Consider the following 26,691-nt stretch of genomic DNA (forward strand, 5'->3'; position numbering starts at 1 on the left):
TATCACGCTCATCTCCTGCTGTACGACCTCATCGCGCCAGGCCCCCAGCGTATCAAGATTCATCAGTAGCACTATTTTGTACTCAGGTGCACTGGCAGACTCCCACATCCATCGCAGGATCGTTGGCGGTGGATGCCGTAAATGCACGTGGCAACGGATGCTGGGCAGCACAGACGCTGAAACATGAAGTCGAAAGTTATCTTCATCCCGAAGCCATTCACGAAGCGTTTGGGGTGATGATCGCTGTCACCGACCATCCTGTCGGTGGTAAAGCTACCCCTAAAGTGTTTGCAGAAGCCTATTCGCTGGCTCAGGGCTTTGATGGTGTGATGAAAGATAACCTTGCCAAGGCACGTCTGGCAGAACGGGCGTTTCCTTTGATGACTGCCGCCCATATACACGAACGCGATCCTGAGGGAGAAGTTGTCGGATGGATGCGGAGGATACGTGACATGCTTCAGTGATGCCGAGACACCCAGATAGCGCTTTCTGTTCTACGATTGGCTGCATCCAGCGATAACCCGGATAGCACACTGCACCACCCCGATCCTTTCCCGAGACAAACGGTGTGCCTCCCAACATGGAGAATAATTAACTGGTAACGTCTTCACCCATTTGATTAAATGTCTCCATTCAGTGTAGAACTGGTTCACCTGACACTTCCCCCGAATGAACGTTCTTCCTTGCTGTAAACTTTGGTACGCTCTTTGGCAAAGTATTCCAGGTGGCTCCGTAAATTCAGAAACTGTTGCCCATAGCGATCCACACGAAGACGCTCCAGATAATGTGGCTTGTTGATGAAAGAAACCAGCGTCCTGTACTCAGGGAATTCGAGCAGCCCCAGTGCACTTAGCCATGCCTCGCAGATGTAACTCCCCAAGTTATGGTCTTCTTTCGAATAGTTCCCTAATCCATTGAACGTATCTTTGTTAACGAATATCGCCATGTGGTAATGAGATTTACCGCTGGTTCCCACCTCACGTACCCAGAGGTGTCTCAGGTCCGTTGGACAAACCTGAAGGCCTTCCCGCTTGCGTCGTTTCTGATGGGCTGTGATACGGGCTCTCAGCGCCCCAGTTACTCGTTCCATCAATCCTGAACTCAGGTCAGGGACACAAGCAATACTGTCGCCTGTATCACGATGTTCAGGCAATCTGAGTACGAAGGTGAATACGGATGTCCTGGCATGGGCTGTTGTAGCGAAGTTGATAATATCCGTAATACGATTCATATAGCCCGGATTGATTTCCCCAAATTTAAGGTTAGTCATAAGTATTACTCCTTTTGCGTTTTTCTCAGGCGAGCGAAGCCTCTGCCAGAGCGAATGGCAGTAATGAATACGTTGTTTTTTTGATATTTATGCCTTTCTTAGGTAGGGGTGTTATTTTTCCGTTATTACCCCATGGCGGTTATAACTGATAGTGAACAGCGATGATTTCTATTTATGAAGTGTGCTTGTCATTTCTTTTGATATTTAACCATGTTTTCTTTGAGAGCATTTTAATATGTCAAAATTGAATTAATGCACGTGACTAAAATAAACAACACCCTTACTCAAATTCAGTTTCTTTACGCTAAATTAGTCAGGGCTACATATTTAATGTTAAAACCAAACACGCTCTCCAAAATACATCATCAATCACTTTTCATATCCATCTACATATCTACACGCATATGCCATTAGCTTGCTTCCCCATGATTTAATATATTAAACGCTTATATACAAATATCTTTTTATATATATTAATCCATTTATATGTTAATTCCTTCGTATATAATATATATACTGTATGATGGAAGATAGCTGATATATACCAAAGCCTTTTCACATGCGGGGCTTTATATTATTGGTGTTCAGAATTTACTCCAGGGTTAGCAATTCAGAATATAAATGAAAATCTGATAATCAGGACATTTGAAAGTGCTCATGGACAACGTCTGTTTTATCCATTTTTGCTTCTGCCAGGCCACCAGGAGCTAAGCCTTGCTTCCACTCTTTTACAGCCATGCTCAGTTACCCCGGGAGTCTGCTATGCGCTGCTGCACCCAGGCTTCCACTTCGCTCTTTAGCCAGCGCGAGCTGCGACCCAGTTTGATTGGCTTAGGGAAGAGTCCTTCACTGATGAGTTTGTAGAACCATTTATCTGTCATTTCGGTATAGGTGGTGATGAATGCCATATCGACAAGCTGGTCGTTCAGCAGAGCAGGTGATGTATTCATGTGGATATCTCCTTTACGTTGAATGTGAAAAGGAGGAATGACTGGTTCTCAGTGTTGTGTTGCAGCCTTCCTCAGGGGATGGAAGGCCGTGTAAAAAATTAATGAAGCTGGTTGTTACCCACTTTCCTCCGTCGCGTAAGAGATGCATAAAACGTCACTTCTTTGACCCGGAGCAGATGTCATGCCATAGCGATCCATGGGTATGGCGGGCAGCGTCTGAGAAGATTGTTGTCGCAGTAATTTTTAACTAACTTCCGGTTCCGTGAGATTCTCAAGGTAAAAAGTACCTTCTGAATAGAGGGGGACTGGTAGATTTCTGAAACGACCACACTTTAGTTAATGCTATGAATTTAAACATTAAAACAAAAAGTAACCTACTTTTATAGGTCACTTTTAAATTTAAACAAATGTAATAAATGCCCTAAAATTATTGAATTTAGGGTACTTTTAATTTTTTAATTATTATCAAATTAAGGTAAATTAGTTGTGCGATGGTGATGGGGGAACTTCCGGAGCAGGAAGGTAAACCAGCAGGCAAATGCAGAGAAATCAGGAACAGCCTGGGGGATGTATGGCGTATAAATACAAAGCAACGATGTACTATTCTGATGAGGAGACTGAAGCGTTTCTTCGTGACAAAGCTGTGAAGTCGAATGGGAAAAAAAGTACGTCTCATTATCTTTACTCTCTGGTCACAAAAGAGAGAGAAAATCTGATGGCTAATAATGACATCAAAAATAAACCCGTTCCGGTTCAGCTTTTTCCCGAATATGTTAATTCAAAAGAATTTAGTGTGAATGGTTCGGTTGAGTTTTTCGGGCTGTCTGATGTATTTCACCCTCATAAAGGAGAAAGTTCTCTGATACGGAAAAACCATAAAGCTTTGATGGAAACAATTGACGATAAAATTCTTGAACACGTTGCTAATCATTTTAGCAACCATGGTCACGAAGTTAACGATAAGTCGTTTCGGATTGTGCTGAAGACATATGTGGCGTGTTATTACTGTAATATCAGTACTATCCCAGGATTGTACTCCGGAACGTTTACTGCTACGTGCAGGATGATCACTGTCAGTAGGAATGAATGGGACAAATATGGCGGGGTGCTGGATTTTGAAAACGTACGCTATATAAAATACGAAGCTGTAGCTAAAGCAGAGCGAAGAATACCCAGAGGCCTCTGTAAGATCGCTGAATCACTCAGGACGGATACAACCGGGGCTTTTTTTATACCGGTGCTAACTTTACAAAAAAACTTTCCTGGGGAGAAGTTAGCTGGATCTGTGATTATCAAAGGTATTGATATTTCTTTTGGTAAAGAACGTCTGAAGTTTAAAACCATGAATGAAAGCCAGAAGAAAAGGCATCTGATGAAACCTCAATACAATTGATTGAGTTGTAAATTATTTCAGACCTATATTACTCCTGTGATATTGAACAAAATTCTTTTATCACAGGTGAAATATGAACAATGAATCCTCTAAAATAATGCCACTACAGCAACTCCTTTCGCGGTTGCCTGCTGATGCGACAGAAAAGATATACCGTCAACTCAGCAGTATCATAAGTTATGAACCCTGTATCGGACTGATGGGAAAAAGTGGCGCAGGGAAATCCAGCCTCTGCAATACACTGTTCAGTCCACCTCCCGCCAGGGTTGATGCCATCAGCAGCTGCACCCGCACCGTTCAGCGCTATCGGGTCACTCACGGCACACATACGCTGACCCTGGTAGATTTTCCGGGTATTGGCGAAACTCCTGAGCTGGACAGTCTTTACCGTCGCCTGTATCAGGCATGGTCCGGCAGACTGGACCTGATTGTCTGGGTACTCAAAGCCGATGAGCGGGCCTGGAACGAGGATATACGCTGTTACCGCGAGTTACTCCGCAGCGGAGCAGTACCGGAGCGCTTTATGTTTGTACTCAGCCAGGCGGACAAAATGGAGCCCTGCCGGGAATGGGATGGGCAGAATCACCGGCCCTCGCAGCAGCAGCAACATAACCTGCAGGCCAAAACCCGACTAGCCGAAACCCTTTTCGCCACTGCCCACCCGGTCGTTGCCGTCTCTGCTGCTGAGCACTACAACCTGCATCACTGGGTGGAGGCCCTGATACTGGCGTTACCGGTACACAGCGGCAGCGCTGTTTCCCGACATCTTCACCCCGAACTTCGTACCGACACGGTCAGGGAGACAGCGCGTGAGGGATTTGTCCGCGTGACCGGGGAGATATTTGATGAAGCGGTGAACACCCTGAAGACTTCCGGGATGCTGGTTCGCTATCTCCACCAGCTCCGCCACCGGTTGCTGACTGTTGCCCGCGCCGTCTGGCATCTCCTGTTCTGATTTTATCGTGTCTTTTATCAGCACCTGTTCGATCTGTTTCGACGATCGAAATGAAACCATGCAATAGATATTAACTATCAAATTAATATTATTGATCGACGATCTCGATAGAAAATAACGATCGGTAATCAATTATCGATCTGAATTAACGATTATCACACCAGAAAGTTAGGCAGTACGATCTGCGCTGAAAATAACCCGCAGCCTCTTCCTTAACTATTCCAGTAAGTTGTTTATAAAGGAGTCTTTCCATGTTTTTGTTCGTCACTGTCTTCAATGAGGAAATAACATTCTGGGGGGAAATGGGATGAAATCCTATCCGTTGCTTCGTGCAGACCTGTTCGCCTGGTGCCTTGCGGTTGTTCTCCCGATCCTCTGGTTTGTCCTGGTTCTGAATTTTCCGCAGGCTCTCGCGCTTGTCATTTATTTGGTCATTGCCCTGGTCTGGGTGTTGCTGGACCGTACTAACCTGGTGAAACAGGGCATTTCGCCGCCATCCTTTATCTGGTTCTGGTTCCCGGTGGTATATCTCCGTCAGCGTGACCAGATGCAGGATAAACCCTGGCGACTGATGCAGGTCTGGTTGTTATGTACTGCCTTGTCGTTTGCGGGAATATATCTCCTTAACCGGCAGTCAGGTACGGAAAATCTGGCGCAGAGTGCCTGTGCCGTCGTGACGAAAATCCTGCATAAAGAGGGGAGTGATGAGCGCTGTATCCGCGTGACGGATATGCATGAAGAGGTCAGCGGTCGTTTCTGGCAGGCGCAGGCATTGCTGAATACCGGTGTAAAGGAGCCCGTGACCATTGAGGTCACGGGCCGGGATATTTATGTCGTTTTACCCGAAGCGGGAGAGTGAAAAAGATGAAAACGGTAAACGTTATCGCCCGGCTGCTGATTGTCGTCGCGGTGTTATGGACTCAGGTGAGCCGCGCTGCTGCATATGACATTAAACCCGTTCTCGTCACAGGAGAGGTGGCAGGAAATGTACAGGTCATGCATGACCACATCATGGATGGCGTGGATGATTTTATCATTAGCGCCACAAAAGGTAAGGCAACGCAGAAGTTTATTCTTACCTGTAACGGTCCGGAAAAGCGCCTGAACATTCTCTACTGGCTGAAAGATATCACCGGTGGCAAGGCATCAGGCGCAACGGGTATGACCATCCAGTATTACCCGGAGAGGGAACATAAGATGAAGGCTCATGCGGAACAGCCACTGACACTGTTCGACAGCCAGCTCTCTCCGGATCTGACACGCGCAGCGTCACGTATGCTGGATTATAAAAAGGGAAGCTTTGTTTTCCATTTCTATGAAAATGACGGCGTATCCGATCACGGTCCACTGGCATGGAGCTGGCAATATCCAGCCCGGAAACTGGCCCCTGCGCTCGCTGGCGCACTGGTATCTGCCAGGGCCAATAACTGCAGCCAGGCACAGGGTGAAACCCGTATTGCCTCTCTCGCGCGACTGGTCGACCATCAGTAAGGATACTGACATGATAGCAGGTGTTATCTATCTGACATCCTGCATTGTTTACGTCCCAGCCCTTGTTCTGGGTTACAGCCTGCTCGTCTGGCATCCCTGGTACTGACCGTATTCACCCGGGTATTAATCCCGTTATTTTTGTTCACTAAAAGGCCGTACTTCCTTCCGGAGGTATGGCCTTTTCATTTATGTAATCAAAGGAGTTACCCATGCGTTTAGCCAGCCGTTTTGGCCGGATTAATCAGATACGCCGTGACCGTCCGTTAACCCGTGAAGAACTGATGCAGCATGTCCCCAGCGTCTTCGGAGAGGACAAACATGCTTCCAGGAGTGAAAAGTACACGTTTATTCCCACCATCACCCTGCTGGAAAATCTGCAGCGTGAAGGGTTCCAGCCCTTCTTTGCCTGCCAGTCACGCGTTCGGGATCCGGACCGTCGGGAGCACACAAAGCATATGCTCCGTCTGCGTCGCACCGGTCAGATAAACGGTCAGCAGGTGCCGGAAATCATCATCCTCAATTCGCACGGTGGCGAATCCAGTTTTCAGCTGTTACCAGGAATATTCCGAAGCGTCTGCACGAATTCGCTGGTCTGCGGACAGTCGTTTGGCGAAATAAGAGTTTCGCACCGGGGTAACGTGGTGGAGAAAGTCATTGAAGGCGCTTATGAAGTGTTGGGGATATTTGGCAAGGTGGAAGAAAAACGTGGTGCCATGGAGTCGCTTTTACTCCCGCCCCCGGCACAGCAGGCGTTTGCCAGAGCGGCACTGACATACCGCTTTGGTGAAGATCACCAGCCGGTGACGGCATCCCAGATATTAACGCCCCGCCGCCATGAAGACCGTCAGGACGACCTGTGGTCAGTTTTCAACCGTTGCCAGGAGAACCTGCTGAAAGGGGGTCTGCCAGGACGTACTGCCAAAGGCAAACGCAGCCATACCCGCACGGTTAATGGCATAGACGGCGACGTTAAGCTTAACCGGGCACTCTGGGTGATGGCGGAAGAACTACAGCAGGCGCTGAGCTGATGCCAACGCTGCCTGATAACGCTCACCAGGCCCTCCCTTATCCGACCGCCCTGGAGAACAATCCCGGCTGCCGCTCCATCTCCGATGACGATCTGTACGCCTGGTGCTCACACCTTCTTTATCGCCCCGGTGAATGCAGCCTGTGCAGCTTAAGCCTCCCGGAGGGCTACTGGCCCTCCCGCTCTGATGAGGATGGCTATGCGCAGTCCTGCCCGTCACTCCGGCTTAACCAGCATCCCCAACCTGATAAATAAACAAGGAAAAACCAGCATGACCGAAATTATTAACCTTAACGATACCCTCCCGTTACCGCCACAACCTGCCGGTTCTTCCCCAGCGCTCACCGCCACCCTCGTACAGGACGAGCAGCGCATCAGCTTCTGGCCGCAGCACTTCAGCAGTATCCCGCAGTGGATAACCCTGGAGCCGCACATCTTCGCCTGGATGGACCGCTTCTGCGCAGACTACAGCGGAGGTATCTGGAATTTCTACACACTGAGTAACGGCGGTGCGTTTATGGCCCCGGAAACAAATGGAGATACAGATGATAAATGGGCGCTATTTAACACCATGAACGGCAACGGCGGCGAACTCAGTGCCGAAGCTGCCGGAATAGCCGTTTGCCTAATGACATACAGTCACCACGCCATGCGCACCGAATGCGACGCCATGACGGAGCACTACTATCGCCTGCGGGACTACGCGCTTAACCACGCGGAATGCAGCGCCATCATGCATATCATCGACTGAGGCCAGCCGCTATGGAACAACAGTTACCGTTATTTGCTTGTGAATTAGCCCCCACTGACCAGCAGACCATCCGGACGGCACTGACCCTGCTGGAATGCCAGCTACGTGAGCCAGGTGCAGCATTTACATCCAGCAGCTCAGTACGCGACTGGCTACGCCTGCAGCTTGCCACGCTTGACCGCGAAGCCTTCACCGTTCTGTGGCTCGACAATCAGCACCGTCTGATAGCCCACGACACATTGTTCCTCGGGACGATTAACAGCATCACCGTCCATCCACGTGAGGTAGTTAAATCCGGTCTGAAGCACAACGCTGCAGCTGCCGTTCTGGCACATAACCACCCGTCAGGGGAGGCAGAGCCCAGTCATGCTGACAGACAGATTACGGCCCGTCTTAAACAGGCGCTGGAACTGGTCGATATCCGCCTGCTGGACCACTTGGTGGTGGGCGGGATGGAAATCGTTTCGTTTGCAGAGCGAGGCTGGCTGTAGCACAGGAGAAAAGTAACCCGATGAAAATTATCAGCAAGCGCCAGGCAATGGCGATATACCGCCAGCATCCACAGTCCCGGCTGTTTCGCTTCTGCACCGGCAAATACCAGTGGTCAGGCAGTATCTGCCACTATGCCGGCCGGGAGGTACAGGATATCGCCGGCGTGCTGGCCGTATTCGCTGAGCGTCGCCAGGACCGCAATGGCCCGTATGTCGTATTGCGCAGCGTTACCCTGGATTAACGCACAGTTAAGGATTACTTAAATGAAGAACACAACACCTGTAGCAAACCATGATATTGCCGAACCCTGGTGGGGACTAAAACCCACCGTCACGCCGTGTCTTGGCGCACGGCTGGTACAGGAAGGCAACCGGCTGCATTATCTGGCTGACCGGGCAAGTATCACCGGAACATTCAACAATGAGGATTTACGTCATCTCGACCAGGCCTTTCCGGTACTAATGAAGCAGCTTGAGTTAATGCTAGTTTCCGGTGAACTCAATCCCCGCAATCAGCATTGCGTCACGTTGTATGCAAAAGGGCTGACCTGCGATGCAGATACACTGGGCAGTTGTGGTTACCTTTATATCGCGATTTATCCGACGTCTGGTAACAGCATCCCCCGCTAACTCCACTTTCTAATCCATCCCCTTTTCAATTCGACTTTATTCAGGAGCATTTTATTATGCAAACCTTATCCGCCATTCCGGTTCGGAAGGCACCGTCACGCCCGACACCCGTTGAAATCTGGCAGCAACTTCTTACATATCTGCTGGAAAAGCATTACGGCCTTTCGCTTAACGACACACAGTTTGGCAACGACTGTGTCATTCAGCAGCATATTGACGCCGGGATTTCACTGGCAGATGCACTCAATTTTCTCGTTGAAAAATCTGAACTGGTTCGAATTGATCGCCCCGGTTTCTCCATTCAACATCAGTCCCCTTTTATCGGGGTAATTGATATTCTCCGGGCCAGGCGGGCAACGGGGTTGATGCAACGCAACGGGTATAAAAGGATCACTCTTCTCCTCGCGGGAAATGCAGCTCAGGAACAACATTCATGAAATTGTCCCTGACCGTGGAAACTGATTCCATTAACGTTCTGGCCTTCAACATAGGTCGTATCGCTGTTGATATCGATGGTATTGAACTGGCCGACCTGATCGATGTGGTCTGCGATAACGGTTATTCACTTCGCATTGCTGACGCCCCCGGGAAGTTGGTTGTTGAAGATCCCCTGCCACGTGCCACCCGTCTGAACGGGATCCAGTGTAGCACCGCCCATATTACCTGCGAGGATAACGCTATCCTTGACCAGGTAACCCTTCAACGTCATGACGGCGGCGACTGCGACTGGATACTGTATACCGGCTACGGATTTATTCTCAGGCTGAATGCCCGTTTACATCCCGTGCTGGAACTAAAGCGACTGGGGTTATCAAAAGCCTGTCGTCGTCTGGTTGTTACGCTTATGCATCGTTATTCCGCCGACATCATCCATTTTGATGCTTCAGGTGAAGCGCTACCCGGCTTTACCATCTTTGACTGGTAACCCAATCCCCGCAAGAAAAATTCATGCCGAAATTAACCACCGAAACGGCTCTCAACATTCTGATTGGCTGGCTGCAGGACAATATCAATTGCATTACGGAGATCATCTTCGACAACAACAACACCGCAAAGCTGTTACCCCATATCAGAAAAGCATGCAGGACGTTCGCGATCTTCGTCATCTGCAGCTTCTGCAACAGGGCAGAACAGATTAACCATCGAACCATACTCACATCACACAGCATAAGCGCCAGCCCTCACCGACTGGCGCTTTGCTTTATATAAAGGAACTTACTGATGTCAGAACCTACTCTCACCGAACCCGAAGTATTAACCGGTCACACCGACATAATTTGCTCCACCAATATTGAGCGTGTCGTCACGGGACGTAATAACGCACTGGAATGCATCGATACTCTGATCCAGCAACTTGATACAATCTCTCAGGTAACCATCAGCATTGGCGGCGGTACGTCTAATGACTGGGCCATGCGGGAGGGGCACCGTTATGGGAGCTGGTTAACAGAAGCGCCTGAAACTGCCATGAAAGCCATCACCCGCAATATCGATCGCAGTATCTGGCGTAATCTGATGAAGAAATCCGGCATGATCGCGCTGATGGACGCTCAGGCACGTGACGAGTGGTACAACAGTCTGGAGAGGGGTGACATACCCGCCATAAGTAAGGCTAATATTGTCAGTACCTTTGAGCAGTTGCATCAAAGCAAAGCAGAAGTCTTTGAGCGTGGGATCATTAACGTGTTCAAATCACTGAGCTGGGACTACAAAAGCAACAGCCCCTGTATGTTCGGTAAGAAGATCATCGTTGATGGTCTGGTACAATATGACCGTTGGGGATTTCACTTCCGTCATGGGCGCAGACGTGAGCAGTTAACGGATTTAGATCGTATGCTTAATCTGCTGGATGGTAAACCTGTTCCGGAGAATCGCAACGATCTTTCCGTCAGGCTGGATGCTCATATCTGCAAACAGCACGCTTCCGTTTACGAAGACGAGTATGTTGAGATACGTTACTTCCAGAAAGGCACTGGGCATATCATCTTTAAACGCTCTGATTTGATTGATAAGATGAACGAAATAGTTGCCCGCTATTTTCCTGCAACCCTACCACCTCGTACCTGAACCCAAATTCGAGTCACCAGAATCAATGCAAACGGACCGAGGGTACAAATGAGGGTACAAAAATCACCAAATTAAAAATAATATATATACATCAATAAGTTAATATAAAGAATCGATTCCGAGTCCGGCACCAAATTTCATATTAACGGACCTCCACGGAGGTCCGTTTTTGCATTCTGAGCCCGCCAGAATCATTACTTCTGCATTCCCTTAACGACATCCCAACCACTGCGTCAGCAGCGCATGCAGTTTAGCTGGCTCCAGAGGCTTGCGGAGTACCAGATACCCCTCCTGCTCCGCCTCCAGCAGAACCGGTGAATTAAATTCGCCGCTAACTATCGCGCCGCTCATATCCGGCAGACGTTCAAAAAGCGCTTTCAGGATATCGAAGCCGCTTTCGCCGGATCGCAGGCGCTGGTCGCACAGCACGGCGAACGGCGTAAAGCCGTCGTCGATTATGGCAAACGCTTCTTCAGCGGAGGCCGCACAGCGTACGTCGATTCCCCAGACGCTCATCAGGCTCTCCCAGGCAGACGTCACCAGCGGGTCGTCATCGACAACCAGGCAGGAACCGTGCAGCGGCGCATAGCGTACCGGCGTGGCGGTGTTATCAGCGGCGGGCGGGGTATCCAGTACGCTATCTTCGCCAGCATATTGGGTAAAGCGCATCCAGAAGCGTGAGCCTTTACCTTCAATGGATTGCATCCCGTATTTCACCTTCATCAGCTTGGCGCAACGGGCAACAACGGCCAGTCCCAGCCCGTGTCCGGCGCTGTCGATCTTCCATGCCAGCTCGGGGCGGTAGTAAGGTGAGAAGATTTTGCCCTTCTCTTCATCGGCGATACCGACTCCCGTGTCCCACACCTCCACCATACACTCGTCACCGCGCGGTCGGATGGCGACCAGCACCCCGCCCTGGAGCGTGTAGCGAAGGGCGTTTTGAATCAGGTTGATCAGGGACTGTCGCACCAGTAGCGGATCGCCCATCACGTAGATATGGCGTTTAGGCCGCCGGATGCACAGCCTAAGCGCGCGGCTGTTGGCCTCTTCACGAAACAGCGTGATGACCGAGTCGAGCAGAGCACCGATATCCACTTTGGTCGGGGCAGAGAGGACATTCCCGGATTCTATTTTGCTGAGATCGAGCAGAGAGTTGAGCATTAAATGTACCGAGCGAACGCTCTGCTGAAGGTCAAGAAGCTGTGGCGTCAGGCTGCCGTCCCGGTTTCGATGGAGGATGGCTTCGATCAGAAAGCCCATAGCATGCACAGGCTGGCGCAGATCGTGGCTGGCGGTGGTCAGAAACTGATTTTTATCCAGCAGTGCCTGCTCCGCGTCCTCTTTGGCCTGACGAAACTGTTCCGCCAGCCGTGAGCTTTTTTCCTCCAGCAGCGCCTGCTGAATAAAGAACGCATGGGAAGTTAACGCATGGCGGTAAATTGCGAAGCCGTAAAGCAGATTCAGCATGAGCACGATGAACATCAACTCATCCAGCCGCCAGATAATACCGAGGTTCAGCACCCCCCAGGAGGCGAAGAAAAAACGCGTGAAGGTACTAATGACAGGCGTCAGATGTGTCGCATTGGCGGCGACGATGGCGGCGATGCTGATATTAAGTAACAGGAAAAAGTCAAAATTCTGCGTCTGTGGCGTAATTAAATAGAGTGAAGAAATTCCCAGCCCGTGAATAAAGGCAATATTATTAATACGCGGAAGCCAGCGTCGCAGGACGTCCCTCTCACCGTTTTCTTTCGCTTCACGCTGATAGCATCGGTGCAATAGTCGTATCGCCACGGCACATAGCAGATAAATAATTATCCAGATAATCGTTGGGCCGAGGTCGTCCCCAAGCATATAAATCCAGATGGCGAAAGGAATACCCACAAAGGGCACAGCACTAAAGCTAAATACCAGCCGCAGAAAGGTGTTGTTTAGCAAACGGATCTGCGCCGGAGCAGAGATACCATCATTTTGTAAGCTCTGGAAAAACCTCATTCCGACGGTTCCTGCTTGCCATGCAGAAGCGTGATGGCTTCAACCCGGCTGTTAACGCCTATCTTTTTCAATATATTGCTGATGTGTTCTTTGACCGTGGGCTCAGAAATTGAAAGCTGTGCGGCGATTCGTTTATTTGGCAGGCCGCGCATAATCATATTTAACACGTCTATTTGTCGCGGCGTTAAGTTAAATTTACTTAACTTCTCATTATTGGCCTTAACGGAAATTTCGTTTCCCTCAGGAAACCAGGTCTGATTATCAGTGAGCGCGAAAACGGCCCGCGAGAACATCTCAGGTGGCTCGCTTTTCAATACAAAACCGTGTCCCCCGGCGGCATTAACTTTGCGCCAGATATCATTATTGTCATCCCCGCTGACCACCAGGAGTCGTACCTGTGGGTAAAGTTGTTTTACTTCTTTGAGTAATTTCAGGGCCGTTCCGGAAGAGAGCCAAAAATCGATTACCAGCAAACGTGGCGGGCCATGATCTCTAATTTGTCGGTAGCAATCATCCTCATTCGTCACCACACACGCCTGTTTAAACTGGCAATGTGTAATCAGAAAATTGGCGATGCCGCTTGCTACCAATGGATGGTCATCAACGACTAACGCATAATTCTGTCCCAAAGGAGCCTCCTTTTACCTTCGCATATCTTAGAGTACAGGTGAATTATTATCTACCCACCCTACTTTAGGAGGGTTTTTTCGATTAGGAAAGAGAAATATATTATTCGCTGATTTGGGTAAAAGAAAACATAAATACAATCAGTGAAATTAACTGGTTGGATATCAAGGATAATTTATGAAAAAACCACTAATCGTTTTAACCGTTACGTTGATGTTAGCCGGTTGTTCCACGTTGAAAACCGATCAGGCTATTCCACTCCTGCAAGCGGAAACCGCTAAAATGCTGGGACTGGGATCATCGGATGAAATAACTGTGACCAATGTTAATGGCGCCCAGCCGGACGCACTGGGTGGACAAAAGCTGTCTTATCGCGCCACGACGGAAAAAGGGCGTATTTTCGATTGCTCATCAATGATGATGCCGGGGATTTTAGGATCCGCACCGACACTCAGCGCGCCAACCTGTACACCTGTTGTCACACATAAATAATTAACGCCGCATCAAAAGGCGTACATAAATAACGCCTTTTACATTATCTGGCGTATCTGAGTTTTCATAAAAAAACGATGTTCCTGACATCATGCTAATGAGTACGGAGATAGCCCGTGAATAACTCTACATCGCATTCTTTAGCGGTTAAGACACCGCTTTCCAGACTTTACCTCGCTCTATTTTCCGCGCCGCTGTTACTGTTTTTACCTGCCGATATCGTGCGTGCAGCCGATGCCTTTTTTGATGGCGACTCGCGTATTACCGAAACGCTGGGTTACACCGGTGATGTGTATGTTGGACGTAATCAACGCGGAAATCTGTTGATCGATAATGGCAAAATCACCGCCTATAACATCAATATCGGTCGGCTGTTCGACGGCAAAATTTATGAAAGCGTGGTCACGGTCCGTGGGCCAGACGCTGAGCTTAACGCGGTGAACGATCGGTACGTCCTGCGCGGCGACCTGAATCTTGGCCTCGGCACCCTGCGAGTCGAAGAGGGCGCGCTGGCGAGTGCAAAGGAGATTGTTGTCGGCACCACCCGCGGCTACGACAGCCACCTTATCGCCACGGGTGCTGGCTCTCGTGTGACCAGTAATTTTCTCAGCGTAGGCACCGATCTGGGCGCACGCTCCACGCTTGCGATTGAAGACGGCGCTGCGCTCAATACCGCTTACGATGCACGCATCGGCAACGGTACCGGACCGGGTGAAACCGACACGCTGAGCCCGAAAGCCACCGTCACAGGGAGCGGCTCACAGTGGAACGTTGGCCGTACGTTGACGCTTTATGGCGACCTGGACGTGCTGAACGGCGGAACGGTTAACGTTGGCGGCGTGCAGGTGGCAGGCGTCTCCGGGGCAGGGAAAACCGCCGAGCTGGTTATTGCGGGCGAGGACTCACGCTTTACCAGCGGCAGCAGCGTGAGCGTGGGCGATTACGGTAATGGCGTGCTGTCTGTGATTGACGGCGGTTCATTTTCCGCTGGCAGCAATGCGCTGATCGTGGGGACATCGGGTTCCGGCTCGAACCGGGGTGCGCTCATCATCGGCAGCCGCGGCAATATGGACACCGGCACGGGTTTAACTGAGCCAACGCTTGGCACGGCGGGCGGCGCAGGTACCCTCGATGCGAAGACGGCAATAAGCCTGCGTGGCGGACTGTTCGGCAGCTATGTCTACTTCAACCATACCGACGGAAATTACATCTTCAGCAACACGATGAGCGGTGAAGGTGATGTGATCAACACCTCCGGGCAGACGACGCTGAACGGCGATCTTTCCGCACTCAAGGCGAACGTCACCGCGCGGGGCGGTAAAGTCATTATTGCCAGCAATATTAATACCCAACCAGAAGACGATATTTTTGACGTCCAGACGCTTAGCGCGGAGAACGGCGGCACGCTGATCCTCAATGCGACGGCGGGTTCAGACGTCAGCAACGGGGTGGGTTACAGCAGCGCCGCGTCAATCAAGTCCGGCGGCACGCTGGGCGGCAACGGGACGCTGGGCCAGACCGAGATCCTGTCCGGCGGACATATCTCGCCCGGCGACGGCAATATCGGTACGTTGACGCTGAAACGCTATCTGAACTTTATCGGCGAATCCTTCTATGACGTCGATATCGCAGGAGATGGCCGCAGCGACCAGCTACTGGTATCGGGCAAAACCACCATCAGCAATCAGGCTAAGGTACAGGTCACCGCGCTGGATCCGCAAACCAGCTATAAAACGGGCCAAAGCTACCGCATATTGACCTCCGACGGGGGAATCGACGGTGAGTTCGCCGGAGCGATCTCCAAATCCGCATTCCTCGACGTGGCGCTTAAGCAAAGCACCAACGCCGTCGATCTGACCATCGCGCAGAAAGAGACCGGTGGCGAGAATCCTGGAGGAGAAAACCCCGGAGGCGAAAATCCTGGCGGTGAGAATCCTGGCGGTGAAAACCCCGGAGGCGAAAATCCTGGCGGTGAGAATCCTGGTGGTGAAAACCCGGGCGGTGAGAATCCTGGCGGTGAAAACCCGGGCAGCGGCAAGCCGGGCATTTTCCAGACCGTGGCCCAAAGCAGCAACCAGTGGAATACCGCTGGCGCGCTCTCCACGCTGACGCAAAGCGGCCCGTCGCTGGCGCTGTATAACTCGCTGCTTCTGCTAAGCGCACCGGAAGCGCGCGAGGCGTTCAACCAGCTTTCTGGTGAAGTTTATCCGTCAATGCAGTCCAACCTGATCGCTGGCAGCACGCAGGTGTTTAACGTGTTAAACCAGCGGATGCAGCGCGCGTTTGATAACGACAGCCTGCCGATACCACCGTTAGCCATGTCGCTGGTGCAGCAGCCGGAGCCGCAAAACAATGGCGTCTGGGGCCAGACCTTCAGCTCCTGGAGCCGAAACAGCGGCGACGGTAACGTGGGCAAGCTGGACGGCAACACCACCGGCTTCCTGCTGGGGGCAGATCGCAAGCTGGCGGACCATAACGTGCGGGTCGGCGGCTACTTCGGCTACAGCCGGGGTGATTACGACGTCGACAGCCGTCGATCCTCAACGGATACCGACAACTATCACCTTGGCCTGTATGCGGCGGGTCAACATGATGCGTTCTCCCTTCGCGGCGCGCTGGGTTATACCTGGCACAAGATCGAAGGCGAGCGCAATGTTGATTTCAGCGGTTTCTCGGATCGGCTGAAGTCAGATTACGACGCCAACTCCCTGCTGGCGTTCACCGAAGCGGGCTACCGTTTCGGCCAGCCAGACAGGAATATTGAGCCGTTCGTCAATTTATCGTACATCCGGCTACATACCGACAGCTTCAGGGAAGACGGCGGTGCCGCTGCGCTGAGCGTCCGTAACGAAACGATGAACACCTTCTACACGACACTCGGGTTGCGCGGTGTGACCGAGCTGCCGAAGCACGTTAACCTCTACGGTTCATTGGGCTGGCAGCACGCCTATGGCGATAAGAATACCTCTTCGCGCATGGCGTTTGCGGGCAGCGACGCGTTCATTACTCAGGGACAGGCCGTGGATGAGGATGTGATGGTCGGTGATATCGGCGTGAGCGTACAGCTGTCGCGTGCTGCGACGCTGGATGTGGGTTACCAGGGACAATATGGTGCGGATACCCGCGTCAACTCGGTTAACGCCAATCTGCGCTGGTCGTTCTGAATTATTTCCATTAAAAGAACCCGCCCTCGTGGCGGGTTTCTGCTTTTGGCTTCTGACGAGGCTAGGGATCGTTCCCAACCGCGTCCAGCAGTTTGTTTTTAAAGATAAACAAACACGCCTCGTTGAAGTTCCCTGCCCCTAACCGCTCTGACAGCACCGTTCGCTTGCGATAGAGACTTTTAACCGACATATTCAGCTTATCTGCAATCTCTTCCATTGACCTCCCTGCCTTCAGCAACCGGATCATTATCGCTTCGTGTCGACTCAGCCGTAAGTTAAGCAGCCATTTGGTTGTCAGACGCCTGCCTTTCATATCAAGCACCAGATTGAATAACGACGCCATATCCGGAGCCGTAAGCGACGTGTTCATAAACAGCTTCATACTGAGAAGATCCTCCTCTCGAGGACGCATATCCAGCATAACGCAGCAGATCGTTTTTCTCGTTCTGGCCGGATGACGTATCAGGTAATCATATAAACGGAGCGGCGTACGGCTATCAATCAGTACAGTATATTCATTTGCGTCGGTATCAAATATGTTTCTGTCTATCGAACTGAGGCAAATTATATCCGGGAAAAATAGCCGCATCCCCCTGACAAGGAAACAATCCTGAGTCACTAACACTATTGAAGTCGCCACTAACCATCCCTTTTAGATTAAAGCAAGCCCGCCTCTTAAGAAACAAGAACGCTTTCGTTTATAGCGTTTTACATTAACGGCAAATGTTTTCTGGCTTTGATCATCCCTCAATATGACATTGGTGAGCTAGACTTTTTGCAGACTATCACTCAATGCCTGGCGTTAATTATAAATAAAAAAGAATTTCAGAAAAGTCACTTCTCTGAACATTAAGAATTTTTGTCATGAAACTTCCCAAACATGCACCAGAAAGTACTTTAATTAACTCAGAAGAACTTCATTTTGAATATAACAAAACAGGAAGCAGAGAAAGAAAAATCATTTAATATCAATTAATTAAAAACATCAACCCTGCACTGAATTATCTAAAAAACTTACTTCTCCCAGAATTATCTCAAAACCTCCCAGCCGCTTTTCAACTTATTTATCCCCCAACACATCGGGTGTACATTAAGCCCAATCAGACCACTGAGACGAGGGCTCATAATTACCTTTAAGTAAGTACCCCATAACGTAGCATCATTCAGATTTAATGTTCTCCTTTATGCCCTTTAACACAGAGTTAAAAGGCGGCCGTGTTATGCAATGGATTCACAATAAACAAATGGCAAATAGATATGGAAAGATCGCTTAGCTTCACTACGTTATTCTTTTATCGCACCACAATATTATTGTTCCTGCTTTTACTCTTTCCTGTTCTGGTTCAGGCTGATGAATCCGTTTATGAGCATCAGATACAACAGGCACGTAACGGTAATTACGCTCTGTTTCTTGATTACCTACAGCGCTATGAGCAACAACATGCTTTAACACCCGGACAGGTTGCGGACTGGTTACAGGTAGCCTCCTGGGCAGGACGCGATGACGAAGTTATCCGGGTCTGGCAGCGTTATGGTATTTATATGCCGCTGCCCGCTCGCGCCATCGCTGCCGTCGCCCAGTCCAGAAGAAACCAAAAAGCCTGGCCATCCGCCTTATCGCTGTGGAAAGAGGCGCTCAGCCTTGCGCCGGATAACGACGATTACCGCATCGGCTATGTGAAGACTCTGGCCGATGCCCGCAAAGATCGCCTCGCGCTTTCGGAAGCCCGGCAGCTGGTTAAAGACAATCCTTCTCCCGCGCACCTTGAGACGCTCTCCTATGTCTGGATGCGCCAGGGAAAAAACAGGGATCGGCTGCTGGCTGACATGCGCGCGCTGAGCGCCGCGCCAGGGAATGAGGCCCTTCTTCGCGAGACGATCGATGCGCTAACGGATAACCGGGTAAGCACGCCCGCACTCTGGCTGTCACAAAACGCGGCGCTCTCTCCTGCGGAGCGCCGCCGCCTTGAGCGTAACGCCGCGGCTGAACGGGTACGCCTGGCGGATGTGCCTGGCAGAACGGAGAAAGAGCGCCTGCGGCTGGCACAAAACGCATTAGATCGCTATCACGCCCTGCTTTCCCGCTGGCAAAACGACCCGCAGGCGGCTGAAGACGTCATCCTTGCCCGTATCGATCGGCTTGGCGCCCTGTATGCGCAGGGTAATTACCGGCAGGTCATTAGCGAATATGAGTCGCTGACGGCCGCACAGCATCCGGTGCCGGACTGGGCCATCGGCTGGGTGATCTCTGCATATTTGCAGGAGAAAAACACCGTTGCCGCCTTCTCGCTTGTGCAACGCTATCCACACTACGCCTCCGATCCGCAGGATGAGGAGCATGCGCTTTTCTACGCCTGGCTGGATACGGGGCAATATCAGGCCGCCCGCCGCTACGTTGAGCGCGAGACCCGCAGCGTTCCCTGGACCCGCTACGATTTCGGGTCCCCCGCCGCCCAGCCAAACGATCGGTGGCTTACCGGGCAGTCACTCAAATTTAACTATTTGCTGGCAACCAACGCCCTGCCGGAGGCCGAAAAGCTGTCGTATCGTCTGGCGTCAACGGCGCCGGGAAATCAGGGATTACAGATTGATTATGCCGCCCTGCTTCAGGCCAGAGGCCTGCCGCGCGCGGCCGAGCAAAAGCTTAAACGAGCAGAGGCGCTCGAACCCACGAATCTGGAGCTTGAAAAACAGCAGGCTTACGTCGCAATGGACCTTCAGGAGTGGCGCCAGATGGATTTACTGGCTAATAACGTAATTGCTCGCGCCCCCGCCGATCGCAGCGCCCGTCGCCTGGACAGACTCAGAATGGTCCACCATATGTCTGAGCTGCGTCTGAAGGCGGGTAAAGGATTGCACTCAGATAACCCCGTCAGCGGTAGCCACGACATGAACTGGGACGCCACGCTCTATGGCCCGCCCGTGGCGGATAGCTGGCGGCTGTTTGCCGGCACCCGCTATGCCCAGGGGAATTTCGACGAAGGTAAAGGCATCAGCCGCCACCTGTTGGGCGGCGTTGAGTGGCGCCCCCGTGACCTCACGCTCGAAGCCGAGCTCTCCGGCAACCACTATCACGGCAAAAACAGGCCGGGCGCACGGCTCTCAACAACTTACAGCCTGAGTGATAACTGGCAGGTCAGTGGTAACCTCGAGCGCTTGTCACGCGCCACACCCTTACGGGCATTACGCAATGGGATTAGCGCCAACCGGGGTGAAGGTGGGGTGCGCTGGTATCAAAACGAGCGACGTGAATACCAGTTCAACGCCGCAATCAGCCGCTTCTCAGACCACAACCGCCGTCAGGAATACACCCTCTCTGGGAAAGAGCGTCTCTGGCAGACCCCGACCCTGACGCTGGATCTCGAACCGGGGATCGCCGCCAGTAAAAACAGCCTGCGGAATACGCTCTATTACAACCCGGCACGGGATCTGTCCGTGACGGCTGCCCTGTCCGTTGACCATGAGATGTACCGCCACTACGACACCCTCTGGAGCCAGCAGTTCGTGGCAGGCGGGGGCAGCTACTGGCAGAAAAATCAGTCACCTGGCGCCGTTACCCTGCTGGGTTACGGGCAACGCATCCAGTGGAACAACGTTGTCGATACTGGCGTGATGCTGAACTGGGATAAGCGCCCTTACGACGGCAAACGCGAGAGCAATCTCTCCGTCACGTTAGATGCGACTTTACGCTTTTAAGGATGAATATGCTGAACACACGTTTTTCTGTAAGCCTGATCGTCATCGGCTGGCTCTGCCTCAGCGCGAGCCTCTGCGCGCAGCCGCTCTCCTTTATGGCCCCTGAAGAGAGGCCGCAGCTGGAGGCCAGCAAACCCTGGCCGGAGAATCAGTTTTTGGTCCTGGCCTACCACGACGTCGAAGATGATGCCGCCGATCAGCGCTACCTCTCCGTTCGCACCAGCGCGTTAAACGAGCAGATAAGCTGGCTTTTGCACAACGGCTATCACGCCGTTAGCGTGCAGGACATTCTGGATGCGCATGAAGGAAAAAAAGCGCTGCCGCCGAAAGCCGTTTTGCTCAGCTTCGACGACGGTTATAGCAGTTTTTACACCCGGGTCTGGCCCCTGCTTCAGGCCTGGAACGTTCCTGCGCTGTGGGCACCGGTGGGCAGCTGGGTGGATACGCCGGCAAATCAAAAAGTTAACTTCGGCGGTCTGATGACGCCCCGCGATCGCTTTGCCACCTGGGATATGGTTCGCGAGCTCAGCCAGTCCCCGCTGATTGAGATTGGCTCGCATACCTGGGCCTCGCATTACGGCATTCCGGCCAACCCGCAGGGAAGCCGTGAACCCGCCATCGCTAACCGTTTTTTTGATAACGCGACGGGGCATTACGAAACCGATGAACACTTCAATCAGCGGATCGCCGCAGACGTACGGAAAGTCACCGATAAAATCACCCAGGTGACGGGAAAAGCGCCGCGTGCCTGGGTGTGGCCCTATGGGGCTGCTAACGGTACATCGCTCGCTATCGCCCAGAAACAGGGCTATCAGCTGGCCTTTACCCTGGAGGACGGGCTGGCAAACGTGCGCGACCTCGGCAACATCCCGCGCCTACTGATTGCCGGAAATCCGTCGATAAAAACCTTTGCCAACACGGTTAGCCGCGTTCAGGAGTTTGAACCGGTGCGCGTCATGCATGTTGATCTTGATTACGTCTACGATCCCGATCCGGCCCAGCAGACGAAAAACATCAACAAACTCGTCCAGCGGGTCTACGACATGCAAATCAGCCATGTGTTTCTCCAGGCGTTTTCGGATCCGCGGGGCGACGGCAGGATCAGCGCGCTCTATTTCCCCAACCGTCGTCTTCCGGTGCGTGCCGATCTCTTTAATTTTGTCGCCTGGCAGCTACAAACCCGCGCGGGAGTGAAAGTCTTCGCGTGGATGCCGGTTCTCTCTTTCGATCTCAGTCCAGCCTTGCCGCGCGTGCAGCGCCGGGAGCGTCAAACGGGAGAGTTGACCGTGGCCGCCGAGCCCTATATCCGGCTCTCCCCCTGGAGTCCGCAGGTTCGCCAGCAGGTGACGGAGATCTATGAAGATCTGGCCCGCTATGCCAGCTTCAACGGGATCTTGTTCCATGACGACGCAGTGCTGACGGACGTTGACGATGCCGGACAGGATACGACCCGGCAGAAGAGCCAGCGGCTTATCGGCTTTACCCGCACCCTGAGCCAGGCGGTGAAAAACATCCGTGGCCCGCAGATCAAAACCGCGCGGAACATGTTCGCGTTACCCATTCTCGAGCCGGAAAGCGAGGCATGGTTTGCGCAAAATCTGGATGATTTTCTGGCGGCCTACGACTGGACGGTGCCGATGGCAATGCCGCTGATGGAGTCCGTCCCGGCAGAAGAGAGCAATGCCTGGCTGACGCGTTTAGTCAAAGCCGTCGCCGCACGCCCCGGCGCGCTGAATAAAACGATTTTTGAGCTACAGGCCAGGGACTGGGCGCAGAAACCGCAGCGTGCCGTAGCCGATGAACGTCTGGTGGAGTGGATGCGGGTGCTCCAGCTGAACGGCATCAAAAATTACGGTTATTACCCCGACGACTTCCTCAACAACCAACCTGATATTTCACGTATCAGACCTGAATTTTCTTCGTACTGGTATCCTGACAATGACTGATCGCATTATCGCCTTCTCTATTTTGTGTCTGGTATTCGGGTTGCCGTTAGGCGTAGCCGCGCTGTTTACTGGCGAACTGATTCTGGACTTTGTCTTTTTCTGGCCGCTGTTTATGTCCGTGCTCTGGGTAACCGGCGGCCTCTATTTCTGGTTTCAGCTTGAACGGCACTGGTCGTGGGATAACGCAACACCCGCCCCCGCCTTAGCCGGTGAGCCGTTAATCTCGATTCTTATTCCCTGCTTCAATGAGGAACGCAACGCACGGGAGACCATTAGTGCCGCGCTGGATCAGCGGTACTGGAATGTAGAAGTTATCGCCATCAACGACGGTTCTTCTGATAACACGGCGGAGGTACTGCAACAGCTGGCGCGGGAGCAGCCGCGCCTGCGGGTGATTAATCTCGCGGAGAACCAGGGGAAAGCCGTGGCGCTCAAGGCCGGCGCTGCGGCGGCCCGGGGCGATCTGTTGGTCTGCATTGACGGCGACGCCCTGCTCGACCGCGACACCGCGGCGTATCTGGTGGCACCGCTGATTCAGTATCCCCACGTTGGGGCCGTCACCGGAAATCCGCGTATTCGCACGCGCTCAACGCTGATTGGTCGTATTCAGGTGGGCGAGTTTTCTTCCATTATTGGCCTCATCAAGCGAACGCAGCGGATCTATGGCCGGGTCTTTACCGTCTCCGGCGTCATCGCCGCCTTTCGCCGACAGGCGCTGGCGGATGTCGGGTACTGGAGCCCGGATATGATCACAGAGGATATCGACATAAGCTGGAAGCTTCAGCTTCGCCACTGGGATATCTTTTTCGAGCCGCGGGCACTGTGCTGGATCCTGATGCCGGAGACGCTAAAGGGACTGTGGAAACAGCGTCTGCGCTGGGCGCAGGGGGGGGCAGAGGTGTTTCTGGTTAACCTGCGCAAGATGGCCCGCTGGGAGCATCATCGCATGTGGCCCCTGTTTCTCGAGTACGCCCTATCAACGCTGTGGGCATTTGCCTATGGGGCGACCGTGGTGTTGTTCATTCTCAGCCATATTATCCCTCTTCCCGCGAACCTGGCCGTTGCGAGCCTGTTTCCCCCGGCGTTTACCGGGCTGCTGCTGGGCGTAATGTGCCTGCTGCAATTCCTCGTCAGTTTGTATATCGAGCGGCGCTACGAGCGGAATGTGGCAGGCTCGCTGTTCTGGGTAATCTGGTTCCCGATGGTGTACTGGATGATTGGCCTGTTTACCACCCTCGTGGCATTTCCGAAAGTCATGCTTAAACGTAAACGCGCCCGCGCGCGCTGGATCAGTCCGGACCGGGGTAAAGGGAGCATTCAATGAACGAGAGTACGTTAATTTTGACTGAACATCGGCTGGCACCGCGTCTTTTCGATGCTGCATTAACGCTGATAGCCTGGGGAGGATTCCTGTTTTTCCTGTACGCCAGGCTGTGGATGCAGTTAACCGAGGAGGGCGATCACCGCTGGAACGTAATTATCGCCTCGTTTAATACAGTGCTGGTTTATCTGCTGATTGCCGCGTTCAACGGCTGGCTGCTGATCCTGTGGTATCAGTACAATCGCCGCCGCGCGCATGTGAGGCGGCGTCATCCGGAAATGTTGCGCCATGACGAGCTTGCCCAAAGTTTTAACGTCACGCCGCAAATTATGTCCGAGATGAGCCAGTACAATCTGCTGACGGTTTACCATGACCAGATTGGCCGGATCATTGATTTGAAGATCAGCGAGCAGCAGGACGAGAAAGAAGAGTAAGAAAAAGCCCCCGCAGGTTATCCGGCGGGGGCTTTTTTGTCGCGGGTATGAATTAGTTATCCTTCACCACAATCAGCGGTTCAATATCGCTCTCTTTCTTCACCACCAGCGAGTTATCCCCACGCAGGCAGGTTCCGCCATAATTCCCGCCCACGGTAAAGGTGCAGACCTGAATGTATCTGCCGTCAACCTTCGGCAGGCACCATAGCTGCTGGTAGATATTCTTGCGGTCAACAAACTTGCCGCTGGACTGGTCCAGCAGTTCGTCCTGGGCGCCGATCAGATCGATATTGCTCCCGCAGCGTCCGGCGATCGGTTTAACGGCATAACCGGTCCGTTTGAGCAGATCGTTGACCTCAAAATCGGTATCCAGCAGGTAACGGTGGTTCGGGAAGAGCTGCCACAGCACCGGCAGGATCGCCTTGTTACCTGGGATCACCGTCCACAGCGGTTCAAAGACCAGCACTTCCGGGCGCAGCAGGACGTCAATCAGGCGCACTTCACCTTGCGGGTGACCGGTGCGGATAGGCACGGCGGCGTACTCGGTTTCGCTCACCTCGCGGATCTGCTCAATCGCCGTTTCCCAGGCCCAGGTTTTCCATACGCAGTTAACGTGACGGCCTTCATCATCAATCAGTTGCCCGGCGGCATCCCAGCTCAGCGCGCCCAGTCCATGCAGGATTTTGGTTTCAAACCCGGCCTGGATCAGCGAGCGCTGAATAAAGAGCGCGTGGTAATCCTCTTCAATATCGTTGTCCTGCATGATATGGACGAACGGCCGCGCGTGGCTGTGCTTCCATGCGCCGGTCAGCTCCTCCAGCAAGCCTTCCGCCGGATTGTGGCCGGTGCCGCGATAGCCGTTTTTCACCCACTCTTCAAGAATCAGCCCGCCCTCGGTATGGCAGGAGGCGGAATCCGCGTTGTACTCGTAAACCTTAATGCCGCGCTCATCCATGCAGAAATCCATACGACCGGTGATCATATGGTGGCGACGCCACTGCCAGGAGAGGCGCAGACGCGGCCAGAGGATTTTTGGGATGTCGAAAAGCGCGAGTAAGCTGTCGTCTTTCAGCACCTTGTCGGTGGCATGAAGGTACATCAGGTGCAGTTCGTTGGTGGCTTTGATCAGCTCCTGCTCGGCGCTTTCGGTAATGGTGAAATACTGGCAGGGATCGTTGTTGATAACGTGGCCGTTGGCGCGAACGTACGCCTGTTGCAGGGCGTCGTCTTCATTGAGCCATTTCCCGTCGAACTGGCGGTTGTTCTTCAACCGCGCGCCGCTGATTTTCAGCAGTTCACCGTCGATCTCCGGCTGAGGAATACTGTGTTCCGTCTCCTCCGTCTGGATCATCCAGCCGAGGATCTCGGTATCGTTGAACGTGTCATGAAGCGTATAGCAACCGTCCTCCACGCTCAGACGCAGCTCGCGCGTCCACTGCTGCCCCAGCGGCAGCGGGGAGTGAATAACGTTCTGCTCGGCAATGCGTACTCTGTCATCCAGCAGCTGGGTAATGACGGCGACGTGGCCGGTCTCATGAAACTCACCGCCCTTTTGCCAGATGAGCAGCGCACCGGCCTGCGGCGCACGTTTTGAGCCATTAGCAAAGGCCTGTAGCGGCAGAATATTGTCGTTTACCACCTGGCGCAAAAAACGCAGGGAGAAGATCTCCCACGCCATCCCGACGTCGGTAAAGACAAACCCGTGATTGAGAAACAGGAAACGGCGCGCAAACTCAACGCACTGCCATTTATGGCCCATGTACTCGTTGCCGATATAGCTGCGGAATTCCGCATCTTCCGGGTAGTGACGCGGATCGAGACTGCCGTAATTTGAAGAGTAAATCGCCACGCCACCCGGCGCATAACCTAATAACGTCCCGAAGGGGGCGTCACTGCTTAACGTTCCTTTACGCATGTGTCCAACCTAAAACAGGCAGGCGGCAATTTTTTTGTGGGGTTGTCGTCGTCTGCACGTTGTAATTAACTGACAG

At 52.5% G+C, this 26,691-nt stretch carries 26 protein-coding genes and 1 pseudogene; 21 read left to right on the plus strand and 6 right to left on the minus strand.

Annotated elements, in window-relative coordinates; all coding sequences use genetic code 11:
• The first annotated feature begins 128 nt into the window (after nt 1-128).
• Nucleotides 129-464, plus strand: a complete 336-nt coding sequence (locus RY075_RS19520) for a hypothetical protein (RefSeq protein ID WP_338627927.1) — start codon at nt 129-131, stop codon at nt 462-464.
• Between the two features lie 185 nt (nt 465-649).
• Here RY075_RS19520 and RY075_RS19525 read toward each other — a convergent pair whose 3' ends face one another.
• Nucleotides 650-1,270 (minus strand): inovirus Gp2 family protein, encoded by a 621-nt coding sequence (locus RY075_RS19525; RefSeq protein WP_338627928.1) that lies wholly within the window; start codon nt 1,268-1,270, stop codon nt 650-652.
• A gap of 740 nt (nt 1,271-2,010) precedes the next feature.
• Nucleotides 2,011-2,220 (minus strand): AlpA family transcriptional regulator, encoded by a 210-nt coding sequence (locus RY075_RS19530; protein ID WP_050863320.1) that lies wholly within the window; start codon nt 2,218-2,220, stop codon nt 2,011-2,013.
• Between the two features lie 571 nt (nt 2,221-2,791).
• On the opposite strand from RY075_RS19530, the gene RY075_RS19535 reads away from it, so the two are divergent.
• From RY075_RS19535 to RY075_RS19600, 14 genes and pseudogenes are all read left to right on the plus strand, one after another.
• Nucleotides 2,792-3,613 (plus strand): hypothetical protein, encoded by an 822-nt coding sequence (locus tag RY075_RS19535; RefSeq protein ID WP_338627929.1) that lies wholly within the window; start codon nt 2,792-2,794, stop codon nt 3,611-3,613.
• Nucleotides 3,614-3,812: 199 nt separating this feature from the next.
• Nucleotides 3,813-4,568, plus strand: a complete 756-nt coding sequence (locus tag RY075_RS19540) for a GTPase (protein WP_171863705.1) — start codon at nt 3,813-3,815, stop codon at nt 4,566-4,568.
• 307 nt (nt 4,569-4,875) lie between these two features.
• On the plus strand, nt 4,876-5,427 hold the full coding sequence (locus RY075_RS19545; protein WP_171863706.1) for a hypothetical protein: 552 nt from the start codon (nt 4,876-4,878) through the stop codon (nt 5,425-5,427).
• Nucleotides 5,428-5,432: 5 nt separating this feature from the next.
• Nucleotides 5,433-6,059: a hypothetical protein gene (locus tag RY075_RS19550; protein WP_143345945.1), complete on the plus strand. Its 627-nt coding sequence runs from the start codon at nt 5,433-5,435 to the stop codon at nt 6,057-6,059.
• 209 nt (nt 6,060-6,268) lie between these two features.
• Entirely contained in the window at nt 6,269-7,087 is an 819-nt protein-coding gene (locus RY075_RS19555; protein ID WP_338627930.1) for a DUF932 domain-containing protein, read from the plus strand.
• Complete coding sequence (locus tag RY075_RS19560; protein ID WP_338627931.1) at nt 7,087-7,341, plus strand: hypothetical protein; 255 nt, start codon at nt 7,087-7,089, stop codon at nt 7,339-7,341. The genes RY075_RS19555 and RY075_RS19560 overlap by 1 nt, the downstream gene beginning before the upstream one ends.
• Before the next feature lie 16 nt (nt 7,342-7,357).
• Nucleotides 7,358-7,837, plus strand: a complete 480-nt coding sequence (locus RY075_RS19565; protein WP_338627932.1) for an antirestriction protein — start codon at nt 7,358-7,360, stop codon at nt 7,835-7,837.
• A gap of 11 nt (nt 7,838-7,848) precedes the next feature.
• A complete protein-coding gene (gene radC, locus RY075_RS19570) occupies nt 7,849-8,328 on the plus strand; it encodes a DNA repair protein RadC (RefSeq protein WP_338627933.1) in 480 nt (159 codons plus the stop codon).
• Nucleotides 8,329-8,348: 20 nt separating this feature from the next.
• Nucleotides 8,349-8,570 (plus strand): DUF987 domain-containing protein, encoded by a 222-nt coding sequence (locus RY075_RS19575; protein WP_338627934.1) that lies wholly within the window; start codon nt 8,349-8,351, stop codon nt 8,568-8,570.
• Nucleotides 8,571-8,592: 22 nt separating this feature from the next.
• The gene (locus tag RY075_RS19580) at nt 8,593-8,958 is read left to right on the plus strand and encodes a type IV toxin-antitoxin system YeeU family antitoxin (RefSeq protein WP_271126109.1); all 366 of its coding nucleotides are present in this window, start codon (nt 8,593-8,595) and stop codon (nt 8,956-8,958) included.
• A 56-nt stretch (nt 8,959-9,014) separates the two neighbouring features.
• A complete protein-coding gene (locus RY075_RS19585) occupies nt 9,015-9,395 on the plus strand; it encodes a TA system toxin CbtA family protein (protein WP_338627935.1) in 381 nt (126 codons plus the stop codon).
• Nucleotides 9,392-9,883, plus strand: a complete 492-nt coding sequence (locus tag RY075_RS19590; protein WP_338627936.1) for a DUF5983 family protein — start codon at nt 9,392-9,394, stop codon at nt 9,881-9,883. Before RY075_RS19585 ends, RY075_RS19590 begins: the two co-directional genes overlap by 4 nt.
• Nucleotides 9,884-9,906: 23 nt before the next feature.
• A pseudogene (locus RY075_RS19595) lies at nt 9,907-10,097 on the plus strand (hypothetical protein).
• Nucleotides 10,098-10,179: 82 nt separating this feature from the next.
• On the plus strand, nt 10,180-11,025 hold the full coding sequence (locus RY075_RS19600) for a DUF4942 domain-containing protein (protein ID WP_338627937.1): 846 nt from the start codon (nt 10,180-10,182) through the stop codon (nt 11,023-11,025).
• Nucleotides 11,026-11,235: 210 nt separating this feature from the next.
• Here RY075_RS19600 and RY075_RS19605 read toward each other — a convergent pair whose 3' ends face one another.
• Both RY075_RS19605 and RY075_RS19610 read right to left on the minus strand, forming a co-directional pair.
• Complete coding sequence (locus RY075_RS19605; protein ID WP_003862454.1) at nt 11,236-13,020, minus strand: hybrid sensor histidine kinase/response regulator; 1,785 nt, start codon at nt 13,018-13,020, stop codon at nt 11,236-11,238.
• On the minus strand, nt 13,017-13,649 hold the full coding sequence (locus RY075_RS19610; RefSeq protein ID WP_003862456.1) for a response regulator transcription factor: 633 nt from the start codon (nt 13,647-13,649) through the stop codon (nt 13,017-13,019). The genes RY075_RS19605 and RY075_RS19610 overlap by 4 nt, the downstream gene beginning before the upstream one ends.
• Nucleotides 13,650-13,824: 175 nt before the next feature.
• Here RY075_RS19610 and RY075_RS19615 point away from each other — a divergent pair, with 175 nt between their 5' ends.
• Nucleotides 13,825-14,139, plus strand: coding sequence for a lipoprotein (locus RY075_RS19615; protein ID WP_003862457.1), 315 nt, complete (start codon nt 13,825-13,827; stop codon nt 14,137-14,139).
• 116 nt (nt 14,140-14,255) lie between these two features.
• Nucleotides 14,256-17,303, plus strand: coding sequence for an autotransporter domain-containing protein (locus RY075_RS19620; protein WP_276191594.1), 3,048 nt, complete (start codon nt 14,256-14,258; stop codon nt 17,301-17,303).
• A 61-nt stretch (nt 17,304-17,364) separates the two neighbouring features.
• Here RY075_RS19620 and RY075_RS19625 read toward each other — a convergent pair whose 3' ends face one another.
• Complete coding sequence (locus tag RY075_RS19625; protein ID WP_003862459.1) at nt 17,365-17,892, minus strand: LuxR C-terminal-related transcriptional regulator; 528 nt, start codon at nt 17,890-17,892, stop codon at nt 17,365-17,367.
• 668 nt (nt 17,893-18,560) lie between these two features.
• Between RY075_RS19625 and pgaA the strand changes: the two genes are divergently transcribed.
• The 4 genes from pgaA to pgaD are packed head-to-tail and all read left to right on the plus strand — an operon-like array spanning nt 18,561 to nt 24,700.
• Entirely contained in the window at nt 18,561-20,999 is a 2,439-nt protein-coding gene (pgaA, locus tag RY075_RS19630) for a poly-beta-1,6 N-acetyl-D-glucosamine export porin PgaA (RefSeq protein WP_048209597.1), read from the plus strand.
• Nucleotides 21,000-21,007: 8 nt separating this feature from the next.
• Entirely contained in the window at nt 21,008-22,945 is a 1,938-nt protein-coding gene (pgaB, locus tag RY075_RS19635; RefSeq protein WP_058658630.1) for a poly-beta-1,6-N-acetyl-D-glucosamine N-deacetylase PgaB, read from the plus strand.
• On the plus strand, nt 22,938-24,269 hold the full coding sequence (pgaC, locus tag RY075_RS19640; RefSeq protein ID WP_003862462.1) for a poly-beta-1,6-N-acetyl-D-glucosamine synthase: 1,332 nt from the start codon (nt 22,938-22,940) through the stop codon (nt 24,267-24,269). Before pgaB ends, pgaC begins: the two co-directional genes overlap by 8 nt.
• Nucleotides 24,266-24,700, plus strand: coding sequence for a poly-beta-1,6-N-acetyl-D-glucosamine biosynthesis protein PgaD (gene pgaD / locus RY075_RS19645; RefSeq protein ID WP_023323741.1), 435 nt, complete (start codon nt 24,266-24,268; stop codon nt 24,698-24,700). Before pgaC ends, pgaD begins: the two co-directional genes overlap by 4 nt.
• Before the next feature lie 52 nt (nt 24,701-24,752).
• Here pgaD and gss read toward each other — a convergent pair whose 3' ends face one another.
• On the minus strand, nt 24,753-26,615 hold the full coding sequence (gene gss / locus RY075_RS19650; RefSeq protein WP_155023537.1) for a bifunctional glutathionylspermidine amidase/synthase: 1,863 nt from the start codon (nt 26,613-26,615) through the stop codon (nt 24,753-24,755).
• Between the last annotated feature and the right edge of the window lie 76 nt (nt 26,616-26,691).

It is taken from the genome of Enterobacter sp. JJBC (genome assembly GCF_036936505.1).
GTDB classification, from domain to species: domain Bacteria; phylum Pseudomonadota; class Gammaproteobacteria; order Enterobacterales; family Enterobacteriaceae; genus Enterobacter; species Enterobacter hormaechei_C.